This window comes from Candidatus Nucleicultrix amoebiphila FS5, assembly GCF_002117145.1.
GTDB lineage: Bacteria > Pseudomonadota > Alphaproteobacteria > Caedimonadales > Nucleicultricaceae > Nucleicultrix > Nucleicultrix amoebiphila.
Window position 1 is genome coordinate 1,603,581 of sequence record NZ_CP008743.1, and the last position, 15,026, is coordinate 1,618,606.

At 38.6% G+C, this 15,026-nt stretch carries 15 protein-coding genes; 5 read left to right on the forward strand and 10 right to left on the reverse strand.

What is annotated here, in order from left to right; all coding sequences use genetic code 11:
* Positions 1–9 precede the first annotated feature (9 nt).
* From fliF to GQ61_RS07930, 3 genes are all read right to left on the reverse strand, one after another.
* Entirely contained in the window at positions 10–1,620 is a 1,611-nt protein-coding gene (fliF, locus tag GQ61_RS07920; RefSeq protein WP_085784814.1) for a flagellar basal-body MS-ring/collar protein FliF, read from the reverse strand.
* 356 nt (positions 1,621–1,976) lie between these two features.
* Positions 1,977–3,245, reverse strand: coding sequence for an ATP-grasp domain-containing protein (locus GQ61_RS07925; RefSeq protein ID WP_085784815.1), 1,269 nt, complete (start codon positions 3,243–3,245; stop codon positions 1,977–1,979).
* Between the two features lie 13 nt (positions 3,246–3,258).
* Positions 3,259–4,140, reverse strand: coding sequence for a LysR family transcriptional regulator (locus GQ61_RS07930; protein ID WP_198157324.1), 882 nt, complete (start codon positions 4,138–4,140; stop codon positions 3,259–3,261).
* 271 nt (positions 4,141–4,411) lie between these two features.
* Between GQ61_RS07930 and GQ61_RS07935 the strand changes: the two genes are divergently transcribed.
* From GQ61_RS07935 to GQ61_RS07945, 3 genes are all read left to right on the forward strand, one after another.
* On the forward strand, positions 4,412–4,843 hold the full coding sequence (locus tag GQ61_RS07935) for a cobalamin B12-binding domain-containing protein (RefSeq protein ID WP_085784817.1): 432 nt from the start codon (positions 4,412–4,414) through the stop codon (positions 4,841–4,843).
* The gene (locus GQ61_RS07940) at positions 4,843–6,138 is read left to right on the forward strand and encodes a hypothetical protein (RefSeq protein WP_085784818.1); all 1,296 of its coding nucleotides are present in this window, start codon (positions 4,843–4,845) and stop codon (positions 6,136–6,138) included. Before GQ61_RS07935 ends, GQ61_RS07940 begins: the two co-directional genes overlap by 1 nt.
* A gap of 268 nt (positions 6,139–6,406) precedes the next feature.
* Complete coding sequence (locus tag GQ61_RS07945; RefSeq protein WP_085784819.1) at positions 6,407–6,682, forward strand: HU family DNA-binding protein; 276 nt, start codon at positions 6,407–6,409, stop codon at positions 6,680–6,682.
* 50 nt (positions 6,683–6,732) lie between these two features.
* On the opposite strand, the gene GQ61_RS07950 is transcribed toward GQ61_RS07945, so the two are convergent.
* The 3 genes from GQ61_RS07950 to GQ61_RS07960 are packed head-to-tail and all read right to left on the reverse strand — an operon-like array spanning position 6,733 to position 10,337.
* Entirely contained in the window at positions 6,733–7,608 is an 876-nt protein-coding gene (locus GQ61_RS07950; RefSeq protein ID WP_085784820.1) for a 50S ribosomal protein L11 methyltransferase, read from the reverse strand.
* Positions 7,608–9,821 (reverse strand): ATP-dependent helicase, encoded by a 2,214-nt coding sequence (locus tag GQ61_RS07955; protein WP_232317315.1) that lies wholly within the window; start codon positions 9,819–9,821, stop codon positions 7,608–7,610. The genes GQ61_RS07950 and GQ61_RS07955 overlap by 1 nt, the downstream gene beginning before the upstream one ends.
* Before the next feature lie 9 nt (positions 9,822–9,830).
* A complete protein-coding gene (locus tag GQ61_RS07960; RefSeq protein WP_085784821.1) occupies positions 9,831–10,337 on the reverse strand; it encodes a DUF721 domain-containing protein in 507 nt (168 codons plus the stop codon).
* Positions 10,338–10,403: 66 nt separating this feature from the next.
* On the opposite strand from GQ61_RS07960, the gene mutY reads away from it, so the two are divergent.
* A complete protein-coding gene (gene mutY / locus GQ61_RS07965) occupies positions 10,404–11,465 on the forward strand; it encodes an A/G-specific adenine glycosylase (RefSeq protein ID WP_085784822.1) in 1,062 nt (353 codons plus the stop codon).
* On the opposite strand, the gene rnhB is transcribed toward mutY, so the two are convergent.
* The 4 genes from rnhB to GQ61_RS07985 are packed head-to-tail and all read right to left on the reverse strand — an operon-like array spanning position 11,455 to position 14,750.
* The gene (rnhB, locus tag GQ61_RS07970) at positions 11,455–12,081 is read right to left on the reverse strand and encodes a ribonuclease HII (RefSeq protein ID WP_085784823.1); all 627 of its coding nucleotides are present in this window, start codon (positions 12,079–12,081) and stop codon (positions 11,455–11,457) included. The genes mutY and rnhB overlap by 11 nt on opposite strands.
* Positions 12,082–12,088: 7 nt before the next feature.
* A complete protein-coding gene (locus tag GQ61_RS07975) occupies positions 12,089–13,363 on the reverse strand; it encodes a cation:proton antiporter (protein WP_085784824.1) in 1,275 nt (424 codons plus the stop codon).
* Between the two features lie 41 nt (positions 13,364–13,404).
* A complete protein-coding gene (locus tag GQ61_RS07980) occupies positions 13,405–14,208 on the reverse strand; it encodes a uracil-DNA glycosylase (RefSeq protein WP_085784825.1) in 804 nt (267 codons plus the stop codon).
* Positions 14,205–14,750, reverse strand: a complete 546-nt coding sequence (locus tag GQ61_RS07985; RefSeq protein WP_085784826.1) for a shikimate kinase — start codon at positions 14,748–14,750, stop codon at positions 14,205–14,207. Before GQ61_RS07985 ends, GQ61_RS07980 begins: the two co-directional genes overlap by 4 nt.
* A 109-nt stretch (positions 14,751–14,859) precedes the next feature.
* Between GQ61_RS07985 and GQ61_RS09205 the strand changes: the two genes are divergently transcribed.
* Positions 14,860–15,024, forward strand: coding sequence for a hypothetical protein (locus GQ61_RS09205; RefSeq protein ID WP_157111178.1), 165 nt, complete (start codon positions 14,860–14,862; stop codon positions 15,022–15,024).
* The last annotated feature ends 2 nt before the right edge of the window (positions 15,025–15,026 follow it).

Below are 15,026 nucleotides of genomic sequence, written 5' to 3' on the forward strand. Positions count from 1 at the left end.
TGTACCCTCTTAAGCCGTTTCAGCCATCCAGCTACGAACGATGGTGACTGCCTCATCTGTTTGTTCTTCAACCATTTTACCGACTTGTTCTATTGTATTTGCACTCATTGCTTCAGGTGCTTTTAACTGTATTTCTTCTTGTGGCGACCCGGGACCAGAGATTGCTGAAACTTGCTCACTAGCAGGGAGCGCTTGAACGGCATCAGTTGCTTCTCTCATTGGAAGAGGTTCAATTCTTACACTTTCCAAAATCCTCGTTATAATAGGCTTGAAGACCAAGAGAAGCATAAGTAGTCCAACCAATCCTACGGTCAGCACTTCAATAATTCTTACGATTTCAGGCTTGGTTAATCCCAAAAAGAATCCTGCGCTTTCAAGAGGACCATCAATATCTGTAGTTGAAAACTGCATGTTTAAGACTTCAACATGATCACCGCGTTTCTCATCAAAACCCACAGCTGTTTGGACGAGCTTTGCTAATTGATCCATTTCCTCTTTAGAGCGTGCCTTATATACAGGGGGGTTAGTTCCTTCTTTGGTATAGATACCGTCTACCATTACTGCCACTGAAACTTTTTTTACACCCCCAATTTCCTTAACGTACTGCTTATGGGTTTTAGAAATTTCATAATTCACTACTTGTTCGTTGCGATTTGATTGGGATGCATTGCTACCAGCAGGGGAGGCTCCTCCGGGCAGTTGGTTTTCAACGGTGGCTGCTTGCTTGCCACCTTCGGACTCTTTTTGTCCTTCTTCAATGTTTTGTGTTGAACGAACTACTTGACCATCAGGGCTAAAGATCTCTGAATTTTCTACTATGCGATCCATATCCATTTCAGTATGGACTTCGGCACTAACTTTTCCAACACCAACGTATTTTTCAAGAAGATGAACAATGGATTGCGTCAGTCTATTTTCGTAACTGAGACGCATTTCTTCAAGGCTTGTTGCTGTGGCTGCTTCATCATTATTTTCAACGCTGGCAAGAAGATTTCCTTGATCATCAACGATTGAAACACGTTCTGGAACAAGTCGCGGCACAGCAGCAGCTACAATGTGTTGAATGGCTCTTACTTTCGCTTGACTAAGGCGGCCAGTACCATTGAGTCGTAAAATGATCGATGCACTTGGCTCTTCTTTGTCTCTTGAAAACAGTTCTCGTTTGGGCAAAACAAGGTGAACACGTGCTGCATTGACTTGTGCCAAAGAACCAATTGTTCGGGCTAGTTCTCCTTCAAGAGCACGTAGATGATTAATATTTTGGATGAATCCAGATGTACCGAGAGGTTCATCGCGATCAAAAATCTCATAACCAACGGAACCACCTCTTGGTAAACCGTGCTCTGCCATCTCCATACGAAGACGTCCAACTTTGCTAACAGGGACATATACTTGTGAACCGCCACCTCTTACTTCCACATCAATGCCCATTCCTTCTATTTTAGAAACGATTTTATTAGCATCGGCTAAGTCAAGATCAGAATAAAGTAGGGCAAGTTCAGGTTTTGAGACATAAGAAAGGAAATAAAAGAATCCTCCCGTCATGGCTAACAGTGTTGCTGAGATCACAGCGAGTCTTACCAGACCAAAGTTCTTTGCTAGATTAAGTGCTGCCTCCACCGTATTTCTCCTTTAGACAAAGTTAAAAGAAGGCTTTAACGTTATTACTGCACAGTTTTGATCTGAACATATTAAAATTCTCTTAATTGTAACAATAAATGGGAAAAAAATTCCCATGACTTGGAACTTTTTTCCTAAATTATGAAAATAAAAGGAAAAATATGCCGTTTTTTTATTTAAAATATTAATTTTTACTTAAAATTGATTAAGTAAATAATTAACGCCATAGAAAAAAGAAGTTTAGTGTGATTTGTTTGCTACAGAAAAAACGTAACTTATGATGAGTTTAGTATTCTTCTTTAGAAAAACTTTGCAATAAAAGCCACACATGTGTGGCTTTCGTTGTTTTTGGTGAATTATGCGGCCTCACTATGAAAATCGTCTACAGGTTCAACGCTGAGTGCTCGATGAAACCTCAACTCTTCAAAGTCTCTTAAAAGAGTATCGTAGTTTGGATTATAGACAAAGAACTCAGCGGCTTTATGACTTATAGCTTCAGGTGCAGTGAGGACATCACCTTTTTGTATAAACCAACGAATATCATAAGGGCTGTGGAGGATAGGCGGAATAAGATCCAGAACACGTCCTGGTATTCTTGGGAAAAACCCCCAAAAACTTTTAATGTTCTGATGAGTAGTAATATTTAAAGGAATGCCCATTTTTATTTTAAAGTCTTCATTAAGAATGTTGATTCCTAAGCTACGACGATAATTTTCGACAACCAAAGAGCCTGGCGGCCTAGCACCAATTTCAAGAAAAATTAATTCATCGCTTGGAGTGTGAAAAAGTTCAAGGTGCGCTGAACCACTCTTCATGCCTAAGGCTTTTAGTACATTCTCAGTAAAATTACGCATTCTTTTAGAGAGAGGGTTAGATGCAAGGATGGGAATGCTACCATGATTATGTCCCTTTAGAAAATCTAAACCAGAGAACATATAGCGTGAGGCTTGATTGAAATGAATCAGGCCATCTTGAATCAAAACATCACTGTGATAGAGATCCCCCTCAATAAGTTCTTCCGCTTCATAATTGTTGCCAAGCATTGACCAATACGCTCTGGAAAAATCACGAAAGTTAGTAATCTTAAAAACGCCAATTGAAGAATGTTGATCTGTAGGTTTTATCACAAAAGGAGTACCTAAAAAATTGACTATTTCTTCGTACAAATAATCTGGAATAAGTTTTAGTTTTTCTTGCTCAATGTTCATGAATTTAGGCGTTTTAATGCCTGCTGCCTGTGCTTTTTTTTTCATAAGAATTTTGTTACGAAAAGCATCAATATAAACTTCGGTGGAGTCATATATATTAAGTTTTCTCTTGAGAAGATCCGTTTCAAGAATATTGATTTCTTCACTGCAAATTATTTCAAGATTGGGATCCTCTATGAGTTCTTTTTGAACGATGGATTCAATTTCCGCAAAGGTAAAAGGTTTAATAGTCGTATGTTCGTAACGATTTTGCTTGAGAATATGAATTTTATGAAAGAATTTTTTTTGATTATCAGAGAGTTTTTTAAAATAAAGGGAATCTGTGATGAGCTGAAATTTAAAGTCTCCTAGCTTTTTTAGTTCTTCAAAATCATAATATTCAATTTGTCGACAATTAATGAAAATTATATTTTTCATGGTTTCCTCCCTTTTATTGATAAACCTCTTGTATAAATTGTGAAAACGCGACAATTTTTTTTAATTTCTTAAGACGTTTTGGATAGATGCAAAAAAGATCAATTTTTGGTCCGCGTTCTTTCGGTAAAATATTCACAAGTTTTGAATTACGAATGGCGGGATGTTTATTGGGAATTAAAATAATTCCCACCCCATCTTCAGCAAGTTGAGTTCTTCCAATAGGACCATTGAGTGTCAAAAACGGTTTGCGACTTTCGCCTTCAGGCATTCCAACTTTTAAATGCCAATCAAGATCTGCATAGGGATGAGATTGGAACTCTCCATGTGCAATGAGTCGATGTTTATTGAGATCACTTATTTTCTGTGGCAATCCATATTTTTGTATATAATCTCTGCTTGCATACAGTCTTAAGTGCATTGTCATAATAGGGTGTTGAATAAGATCAGCGCGACCTTTTAGTTTTGGACGAATGACGACATCTAAATCACCATTAGCAGGATCAAGGTCAAAATCACTGGCAGCAATCGACAAACGTAGTTTAGGATATTTTTCTATGAATAGGGGGATTTTGGGGGAAAGATAGTTTGAAATAAACCCTTGTGATGCTGAAATTCTCAAAGTTCCTTCAGTCTCAGATTCATCTTCTTTGACTCTTTGAATTGCCGTATCAATTTCTAAAAATACATCACGAATCGAGAAAAATAACTCTTCTCCTTTTTGCGTGAGTTTTATGCCTTGCGAAACTCTCACAAATAGATCATTTTCAAGCTCATCTTCTAAATGACTTATTTGATGAGAAAGAGCTGGTTGACTTGTTTTAAGGGCTTTAGCTGCTCTACTAAACGATCCAAACTTTGCAACCCAATAAAATATTCTTAATCTATCCCAATTCAATCTTGACGCCTTAATGCAGTTGTTTTTAAGCACTTTCTTATCTGTATTGAGTTATATTAACACTTACTATGGTCACTATAGACGATTGGGCAAAAATATGAAATATGAGAATTTAAAGTCTATGTGAGCATGATCTTTTCAGAAAATAAGATAATTGACCAGCAAGCAATTTATGAGTTATTTTGAAACCACTATAAGCGGAGAAAAAAAATCTTCAATGAAAAAACAATGAGAGAGTAGGGATAATGATTGAGTAGGGAGGATTAATAAAATGCATACTAATTTTCAGAAAGTTGTTCTTTCATCAACATCTTCGGATTCTCACACCTGGAATCTTGTTTACCTAGAATTACTGATGAGAGAGTTGGGCTTTGATGTCGTTAATCTGGGAGCCTGTGTTGCCAGTAGTAAAGTGATTCAAGCCTGTCATCGTCATCACCCTTTTATATTAGTTTTGAGTTCAGTAAATGGTCTAGGACACATTAAGGGGACTGAGCTGATTCAAGAAATCCGAAAAATGACACTTCTTCACAAGATGAAAGTTGTGTTGGGAGGTAAGCTTACTTTGAATGGAACTTTGACAGATCAAGAAAGAAAAAAACTTATACAATCAGGATTTGATGCCATCTATTCAGAAACGGAAATTGTAGATTTTCAAAATTATCTATTATACGAGTCTCAAAAAATTAAAGCAGTTGCTTGATGAATTGTGAGAGCTTTGATCAATATATAAGATATAAAAAACGGGATCACCATCTTCTTATTCAGCCACGCATGGGGTTCTCAAATATTCAGACGATGACAAGTGGACTAAAAGCCGTTGCGAGTCTGTGCAGTAATACGGTTGGGACTATTACCATAGATAGCTATACGCGAAATTCAGAATTTCAACAGATCCGCGATGCACTCGAAAAACGCATTAACTTGAATGGTTATCCTCTAATCTCTCATGGTGCTCATATAACGCAATCTATGATACAAGAAGTCTCTGATTCAGTAGATTATCCTTTTTTCGTGCAAGTACGTCACGGTTCAGCGAAGCCTTTTAATCTTTTTAAAACGATGGTTAAAACAGGCATCACCATATCTGAGGGAGGACCAATTTCTTATTGTATTCCCTATAGTAGTGTTTCAATTCAAGAATCAACGCAAGAATGGATTAAAAGCGTTCTATACTTTGTTGAACATTCAAAGAACGCACATATTGAAAGTTTTGGTGGTTGCCTTTTAGGTCAGCTTTGCCCACCATCGTTCTTAATTGCTGTGACAATTCTTGAAGGACTTTTTTTTAGGCAACAGAATTTATCGAGCATTTCTTTGAGTTATAGTCAGGGGACAAATTTGATTCAAGATATGGCAGGTTTACGTGTTCTCAATAGCTTAGCAAAAAAATACTTAGGTGATGGGGATTGGCATATTGTTGTCTATACATTTATGGGATTATTTCCAAAAACGATAGAAGGTGCAAAGGCCGCTATTAAGGAAAGTGTTATATTGGCAAAATTAGGCGGCGCAGCACGTCTTATTGTAAAAACGACTGTAGAGTCGCAACGAATACCCACGATTGAAGAGAATATAGAAGCGATGATTTATGCGAATGAAATTGCTATGAATGTAGAAAAAAACATTAATAGTGAAACAACGACAATACAATATGATGCTGCTGAAGAAGAAAGGATCTTTGAACAAGCAATTAATATTATAGAGTCAGTTTTAAATTTGTCACCGCAATTTTCTAAAGCTTTTCCTATAGCATTTTCAAAAGGTCTGCTTGATGTTCCTTATTCATTGCATCCTGATAACTTACGTAAAACATCAGCAACTATTAACGACGAAGGTTATCTAGAATGGGAGAATATTGGTCATCTTGCTATTCCTCAACGTACTTTAAATAGGAAGTATTTTAAAAAATCGGGTATTTCATCCAGTCAATTGCTGACTCTTTTAAGTTTTGTACAACGTAAATTTGATGAAAGATGGTCTTCAAAGGCTGCTTGAAAGGGTAAATTACACAAAAAATTATTTTTTTTTGTTCATAAAACTCACGGTTTCTAAAAGCACTGAAACTGAAAACGCCAGTAAAATCAAGGCTTTAAGTGGTTGTGCGCAGCCAGTACCCAAATAACACAGTGACTTTTAAATGATTTTCTCAAAAAAAAGATCTATCGCAGGTCTTCAGAATTTTGTAGTATTCCTTCTAAGTCCTATGTTTTTAGGACTAAATTGTTGTACAGGGATCATTATTAAACTGTAGAAAGGTACGTGCATGAACAAGAATGATTTAATTGAACAAGTAGCAAAAGTAACTAAACTTTCAAAGAGCGACGTTACACGCGCTGTTGGATCAACTTTTGATTGTATCGCAAAAGCTTTGAAGAAAGGCGATACATGTACTTTTGTTGGATTCGGAACATTCTCAACATCTAAGAGAAAAGCACGCGAGGGTCGCAACCCACGCACTGGTGCAAAGATTCGTATCCCAGCATCTGTTCAACCTAAATTCCGCGCTGGCAAGGCTTTGAAAGAAGCAGTGAACGGCTAATTAGCAGAGCTATTTAATAAAGGCCTCTCACTCTTTGTGAGGGGCTTTTTTTATTGTTTTTGCAGAATTAAAACTGACCACTCATTCATTTTTAGCTGATCAATTAATCTATAGCCTTGTGCAATGTAAGCTTTTTCAACATCTGTTTTTTGAGTTTCTAATAATCCAGATAGAATCACTAAAGACTGTGGACTTGTATGCTGAGCAATGGCTGGTGCCAGATGAATCAAGGGATCTGCTAAAATATTTGCAATAATCAAATCAAAAGGACTGCGAGCAATAAGGATTGGATTTGAGAAACCGTCACTGTGAAAAACCTCAATTTTATCTTTGAAATTGTTTTTTAAAATATTCTCAGATGTCTTAGCGATGGCATCTTTATCATTGTCAGTTGCAATTACTTTGGTTTGAAATAAGGCTGCCGCAGCCATTGCCAGAATCCCTGTGCCACACCCTAAGTCTAAAATATTCTGAAATTTTTTCTCCTTTATTTTAAGAAGTGCCAAAAGACAACCCTTGGTAGTTTCATGCTGTCCAGTTCCAAAGGCTGTCGCTGCATCAATGTTGAAGCAAATTTTATCTGAAGGTAAAGTACCTTCAAAATGAGAACCATAAATATAAAAATCACCGATCTCAATGGGTGGAAATGATTTTCGGTTTTCCGCAAGCCAATCTTTTTGATCAAGCTTAATAAGTTCAAAAGAAGAAAAATTGAGCCCCAGTGTTTCGTGAAGAATGTTGATTTGGTTTTTCAACACTTCATAATCAGGGGATTCTTCAAAAAGAGCTGTGACGCGCCATAAGTTTTGAGCCGCATCAATTTCAAAAGCCGATTGAGCAGCTGAGTCAAAGCATTCTGCTAACAACGGAATAACTTGCTTGTGAGTAATAAAAGTGAGCTGCCAAAGAGGAGTAGATTGAGACATTAGGCTTTCTCCAAAAAACTTGTGATAACCTTTTTAAGGCCCGAATGTTCAAAGTCAACATCTACTTTATCACCATGAGCATCAATCACTTGCCCATAACCAAATTTGATATGAAAAACTCGGGTCCCAACTTCAAATTTATTAAAAGAAGAAGCTGAAGATAGAGACTTTTTTCCCGATGAAGTTGGTAGATATCGTGCTGGACCAGTAACATCGCGAATTTTAAAATTAGAAGACAGAGCTGTGACAGCCGTTTGTGAATCAACATGTTCCTTAGGAAGTTCGCCAATGAAGCGCGAAGGTAGGCTGGACTGCCAGCTCCCATGAATTTTGCGATTCACTGCATAAATAATGTAAGCTCTCTGTCGAGCGCGTGTGAGACCAACATAAGCGAGTCGTCTTTCTTCTTCTAACCCTTTTAATCCAGTTTCTCCAAGACTGCGTTGATGGGGGAACAGTCCTTCCTCCCAACCAGCGAGAAAAACAATGTCAAATTCAAGACCTTTGGCGCTGTGCAAAGTCATTATACTGATACTATCAACATTTTGATTACTTGAGTTTTCCATGACTAAACTCACATGGTCTAAAAAGCTTTCAATGGTTTCAAACTCTTCCAGAGCGACCACAAGTTCTTTTAAGTTTTCCAGTCGACCAGGAGCGTCAGGAGATTTATCTCGTTGCCACATTTCAGTATATCCAGACTCATCCAGAACCATTTTTGCAAGATCACTTGGGGACATAAAACTTACTTGCTGACGCCAACGATCGACATCTTTTAAAAAATTAGCGAGAGTATTGCGTGTTTGACCACGAAGTTCATCGGTCTCAATTATCTTATAAGCCGAGGCCATGAGAGAAACACCTTCACTTCGGGAAATATGATGCAAGTTTTGCAAAGCAACGCTCCCCATTCCACGTTTAGGCGTGTTGATAATACGCTCAAAAGCGAGACTGTCATTGGGTTCGTTTATCAGTCGTAAATAGGCTAAAGCATCTCGGATTTCAAGACGTTCATAGAATCTTGGACCGCCAATAACACGATAAGGGATACCTAAAGTTAAGAGACGTTCTTCAAATTCGCGGGTTTGATGGCTAGCTCTGACAAGGATAGCCATTTTTGAAAGAGAGAATTTGTTCCTTTGTAATGCTTCAATTTCATCGCCTACGTACCGCGCTTCTTCTTCACCATCCCAAACGCTTTTTATGAAGACTTTTTCTCCTGCATCTGCCTCGGTCCAAAGTGTTTTACCAAGGCGTCCAGTATTTTTAGCAATAAGACCAGATGCAGCTCCTAAAATATGAGGTGTAGATCGATAGTTTTGTTCTAATCGAATAATGTGAGCGCCTGGAAAATCGTGCTCGAACTTCAAAATATTAGCAATTTCAGCGCCACGCCAACCGTAAATAGATTGATCATCGTCTCCAACACAGCAAATATTTTTATGTCCTTGAGCAAGAAGACGCAACCAAAGGTATTGCGCAATGTTGGTGTCTTGATATTCATCAACCAAAATATAACGAAACTGATGTTGGTAAAAATCAAGAATATCTGTGCATTGAGTAAAGAGAGTCAAACAATGGAGAAGGAGATCCCCAAAATCAACAGCATTAAGGATTCTCAATCGTTCTTGATAAATAGGGTAAATTGTTAGAGCTGGATTTTTAGGTCCATATTGGTTGGGTAAATTATTCTTATCAATTTGATCAGGGCCAAGACCTCGATCTTTCCAAAGGCTAATCATACCTAGAATGGCACGAGGAGGCCATTTCTTGTCATCAATGTTTTCTGCTTTTTGAATCTGTTTAATAAGGCGTAAAGAATCATCAGTATCAAGGATGGTGAAATTGGTTTTCAGATTAATGCGTTCCGCATGTCTTCTTAAAATACGCACACAAAGAGAATGAAATGTTCCAAGCCATAACCCCTCTACGGTTCGTCCAATCAAAGAACTGATACGTTCCCGCATTTCATAAGAAGCTTTGTTGGTAAATGTTACTGCCAAAATTTGACTGGGGAGGGCTTTATGATTACCAAGAATGTGCGCTATTCGCGTTGTTAACACGCGGGTTTTACCTGTGCCGGCTCCAGCCAATACTAAAAGAGGTCCTTCGAGAGTTTCGACTGCTTCTCTCTGTTGTTCATTGAGGGATTGAAGGTACGGTGGAAGCATTGGTTCAGTATCTATCTCGATGGTTTTTATGACATGTGTCATGAAGTATTATCATTCCTTAGGCTTTATTTTATTTATTTCACCATAAAGGGATCGTCCCAGGTTTTGCAAGGCAATCACTAATTCATCATCAGAAATGGTTTCTTTAAGATGGAGTAAGTCTCTTTCTTGATCCGCATTTAAAGGCGCAGGAGATCGTGTAACGACAGAAGATTCTTGAGAAAAGGGTAATGGGCCTTGAATAATTTTTAAACGTTCAATGGATTTATAGCCAAAATAACTATTTATTTTTTCAATCAACCAATGCTCGGAGTGTTGTAACCAAAGGCTGGCTCCGGAAGTGGCTTTAACATGGAGAATCGCACCATAAGATTTTGTGCGTCCAAAGCTGATTTTTTGGGGAACACAATGACGAGCAATGTTTTCACCAACAATTTTTGGCCAATCAAGAATAACCGCCGCTAAAGAAAAACCGCGCTTATCAAGGGCGGGTTTTAAGATGCGAGGTAAAACCTTTTGGATTGCGTGAGGCGTAAAAATCACTTGTTTGGGGTTCATATTATCCTGTAGGTTATAAAAATTTCCATTCACTATACCGGAGCAGGGTGGTCTAAGCAATTCATCATGGATCAAGCTATATCCTATTTAAGAGAGAATTTACTAGAGTGGTATTGTCAGTATCAACGCCATTTACCTTGGCGCAGTAAAAAGGGACAAACACCTAATCCTTATTATGTGTGGCTTAGTGAGATTATGTTGCAGCAAACCACTGTGCCCACCGTTATTCCTTATTTTGAGAAATTCATTGAGCGATGGCCTCATCTTAAAGATTTGGCTGAGGCTCCTCTTGATGAGATTTTAGTTCAGTGGCAGGGATTAGGCTATTACGCACGGGCTAGAAATCTTTATCGGGCGGCCCAAACAGTCATGGCTCAATATCAAGGAGTTTTTCCTAAGGATCCACAACTATTAGAAACACTGCCTGGAATAGGTTCTTATACGGCAGGTGCTATAGCGTCTATTGCTTTTGGTTATCCCATAGTCCCTATTGATGGGAATATTATCCGTGTTTTTTCAAGATTGAAAGCCATTGAAGAACCCTTACCTAAGAGCATAAGCAAGATCAAAGAAGTATCTCAAGAGTTTGCTTCTGAAGAGCATCCAGGAGATTTTGCTCAAGCGCTCATGGATTTAGGGTCAGCTATTTGTACTCCTAAGAATCCTCAATGCGCAATATGTCCTTGGAATCGAACATGCGAAGCTCTGAGATTGAACAGAGTTGAGGATTTTCCACATAAAGCAGACAAGATTATAAAATCAAAGCGATTTGCGGTGGCTTTTTTCTTATTGTCTGATTGTGGATCTGTTTATCTTCAAAAACGTCCGGAAAAGGGATTATTGGGAGGTATGATGGAAGTGCCGACGACAACATGGCGATCAGATGAGCCATGGGATTGGTTGACTGCAAGTGCTTGGGCACCCATTGATGCATCATGGAAAATGCTTGAAAAGCCAGTGAGACATGTTTTTACTCATTTTAATTTTGAGGTTCAAGTTACGGTTGCACAAATTCAACAAAAGGAAGGATCTGGAATTTGGGCGCCTCTTCATAATTTAGGAGCTTATGCCTTACCAACAGTCATGAAGAAAATTATTGCTCAAGGAACGCACTATTTTAAGGGGTAACTCTAGAAGTAATATCTTTGATGGGACGAAAACTGCGACGATGATGAGAAGTAAGCCCGTGAGCCATAAGAGCTTTTTGATGTAGTTCTGTGCCGTATCCTGCATTAGTCTTCCATCCATATTCAGGATGTATGCGTGCTAAATCATGCATGATATGATCTCGAGTAACTTTAGCGATTATTGATGCAGCTGCAATGGAATAGCTAAGACTGTCTCCTTTAATCACCGATAAAGTTTTGTAAGACCATTTTGGTTGTCCACGGCCGTCAATAAGAACGACATCGGGCAAAGTCGGCAATGCTTTTACGGCTCTATCCATTGAAAGATACGTTGCTTGTAAAATATTATATTGGTCAATTTCCTCCACACTTGCTTGTCCAATACCGAAAAAGCAAGCTTTTCCTTGCAGATTTATAAGCGCTTCAAAAAGTTTTTCACGTTTTTGTTGGCTCAGGGCTTTTGAGTCGTTGATGTGATGCAAAAGGCTTTTGGGGAATTTGTTGCGTTCAATAATCATAGCAGCAGCAACAACAGGTCCTGCCCAGGGACCGCGACCAGCCTCATCTACGCCAACAACAATTCCTGGATATTGCTCTTCTAAATCAAAAGATGGCATATGAATTCTACTTAAAATTATTTTTTATTAACTTGTGGATTTTTCGATATGTGTTTTTGAAAACGTCTACTAATTCGGCTTCAGGTTCATAAGCTGTCTTTAAGTACTGTTTAAAAGTTCGTAAGTGTTTTGGAGCTTTATCATGTAGTCTGCGTGCAGAAGCCATCCAGAGAGGGCTGATAGCTAATGAAAGAGCAGTTAAAACAATAATCATCTTATAGCCATCATCCTTAATAATTTTTGTGTCCATACCAATAGTGGCTAACAGAAAGGCAAATTCACCAACTTGTGAAAGTACTAACGAAACAAGGAATGATTCTGTCCAAGGGCGACCTAGAAAATGTAGAATAAAAATATTCATAAATGTCTTCCCTATGGTGATAAAGGTCAACAACAAGAAAACCTTAAGAAGGTTCTGCCAAATAAAATGCAAATCCATTAAAAGTCCTACAGAGAGAAAGAAGACCATAAGAAGAACGCTTTGTATAGGTTTCGTCGTTTGGATCATAAGATCACGTTTTGCAGTGTTCCCTAAAATCAGACCGCCTAAGAAAGCTCCGTAAGCAGCTGATAATCCAATTAAACCTGAAATAGCCGCGATTCCAAAGCAGAACACGAGGGCTGCAATTGGCATGAGGTCATGATGTCCAGAAACAAGCTTTAAAAAAGAAAAATGAAATTGTTTGCGGCGATTCAAATACCAAAAAAGACCCGCTAAAATAACAATCGATAGACCAACCTTTATTAAAATAGAGGCACTTACACCATTTTCATAGCTTCGTAAAAAGAGAATCATAGGAACGATTGCCAAATCTTGAGCGATCAAAATTCCTAGAGCAAGCTTGCCTGAGGATGTTTTCAGTTCATCCATACTCTCTAGCATTTTCACAGCCACGGCTGTGCTACTTAAAGCGATAGCAAAGGCGATTAATAAGCAAAATCCTGTAGTCCAGCCAAAGAATGATCCTAACCCAAAAGTAGTGAGAAGACTGGCGCCAATTTGCATGGCTGCAGTAATGAGACTGATATGCCAAACGGATCGAAAAGAATCGAAGCTTAGCTCCATGCCCACTAAAAAAAGTAACATTAGTACGCCCAGTTCCGCAAGGGCACTAACAAAATGCTGGTTTTGAATGAGACCAAATATAGGAAAGCTTAGGATAATCCCCGCTAGAATATAGCCCAGTACTGCTGGTTGACGTAAACGTTCAAAGATTAAGCCACAGCCAAGAGCGGCAACAACGATAAGGGCAATCTCTGTAAGGTGTATTTGAACATGCATAACAGAAACATACTTGGTTCAAAGAGAGGATCAAGAAAAAATTAAATTTCTATCGCAAGTTCTTTTAACTTGTGCTTTAGACGCAAAAGATCTTGCCAGGCGTATTTCTTTTGCCCAGGAGACCTTAAAAGATAAGCTGGATGAAATGTAGGGAAAGCGAGGGCTTTAAATCCCTCATTTTGAGTTTCATAGTCTAAGAAGTGACCTCGCAATTTCATGATACCTTCAGTTGAGTTGAGCAGTGTTTTTCCTGCAGTACCTCCAACCAACAAAATAATTTTTGGACGAATCAATTCTATATGTCGTTCAATGAAAGGTAGACAAGCACTCGTCTCTCCTGCCGTTGGTTGACGATTACCCGGAGGACGCCAGGGGAGAATATTAGAAATATAAATATTCTTTTGACGGGAAAGTCCAATGGCGGCCAACATTTTATCAAGGAGCTGTCCGCTAAGCCCAACAAAAGGTTTACCTAAGCGATCTTCATCTGCACCAGGAGCTTCGCCAATTACCATTACTTTTGAAGAAGGCACACCATCAGCAAAAACTGTATGCATCGCTGTGTGTTTTAAGGAGCAGCCTTCAAACAGCTCTAAGCACTCTTTGAGGTCCTGTAAAGTTTTGGCTGATTTGGCTGTTTCTCGAGCAGCTTTATCTAATTCATTTTTTGACTTTAAGCTGATCTTGCTCTGAGGGGTGACTTTCTTAGGCAATGTAAGAGAAGGAGATATGAAGTCTAGTTCTTTTTTTTGAAGTTTATTTTGAGGTTCCTTTGCAATGACTTCATCAATGCCCAGTGCTTTGTGAAATTCCAGCGTATCGACAATTTCTCGAATTTTGCTCACGTACCGCTCTTAAGAAGAAAAATTTTTTCAATTTCTAGGATAATGCGATCAACAGTCGTTTCTGCTGGTTGATGATCGCAATCAACCCGAATATCTGCTTGCTCATAAATAGGGTAATATTGTTTCATTAAATCCTCTAAAATTTCGTGTTTATCACCATGTTCTAACTGAGGTCTATGACTGCGCCGGGCAACTCTTGGATAAATAGTCTCAAGGCTAGCATACAACCACACAGAAATGCATTTCTTCTTAATGATCTCACGGCTGTCAGGATTAATGAAAACTTCCACACCGGTTGAAAGTACATGGGGGGGCTCATCGGCAAGTCTTTTTATTACCAAGCGTTCCGTATCTCGGAAGGCTTTTTCACCATACCAAGCAAAAATATCGGCCACAGTGCAATTGGCTGCAGCTTCAACCTCATGGTCAGAATCCTTAAAGGTAAGACCAAGACGTTTTGCAAGCAATCTACCGATACTTGTTTTTCCAACCCCCATCATTCCAACAAGGGCGATTGTTTTTGGAACTTTGTAAAATGTCATAATATTAATTTATAGTCGTTTTGAAATTAAAACAAAAGAGTTAATAGGACCCTTTAACCTCTTTCTGAGATATCGTATAGTGAGAACAGGATAAATGATGGAGTATTAGATGTCTCTAACAGTCAAAATTCTTTGGGGAGTGCTTGTAAGCTGTGGTCTTACTGTCGCTTTAATTTTTTCCTTAGGGGGCATTCCAGCTCCGACAAAGGATGTAAAAAGAACGTTTACTTTTGATCAGCTCCAGCCGAACAAAGGTCCTGCAGTTATTAATTGATT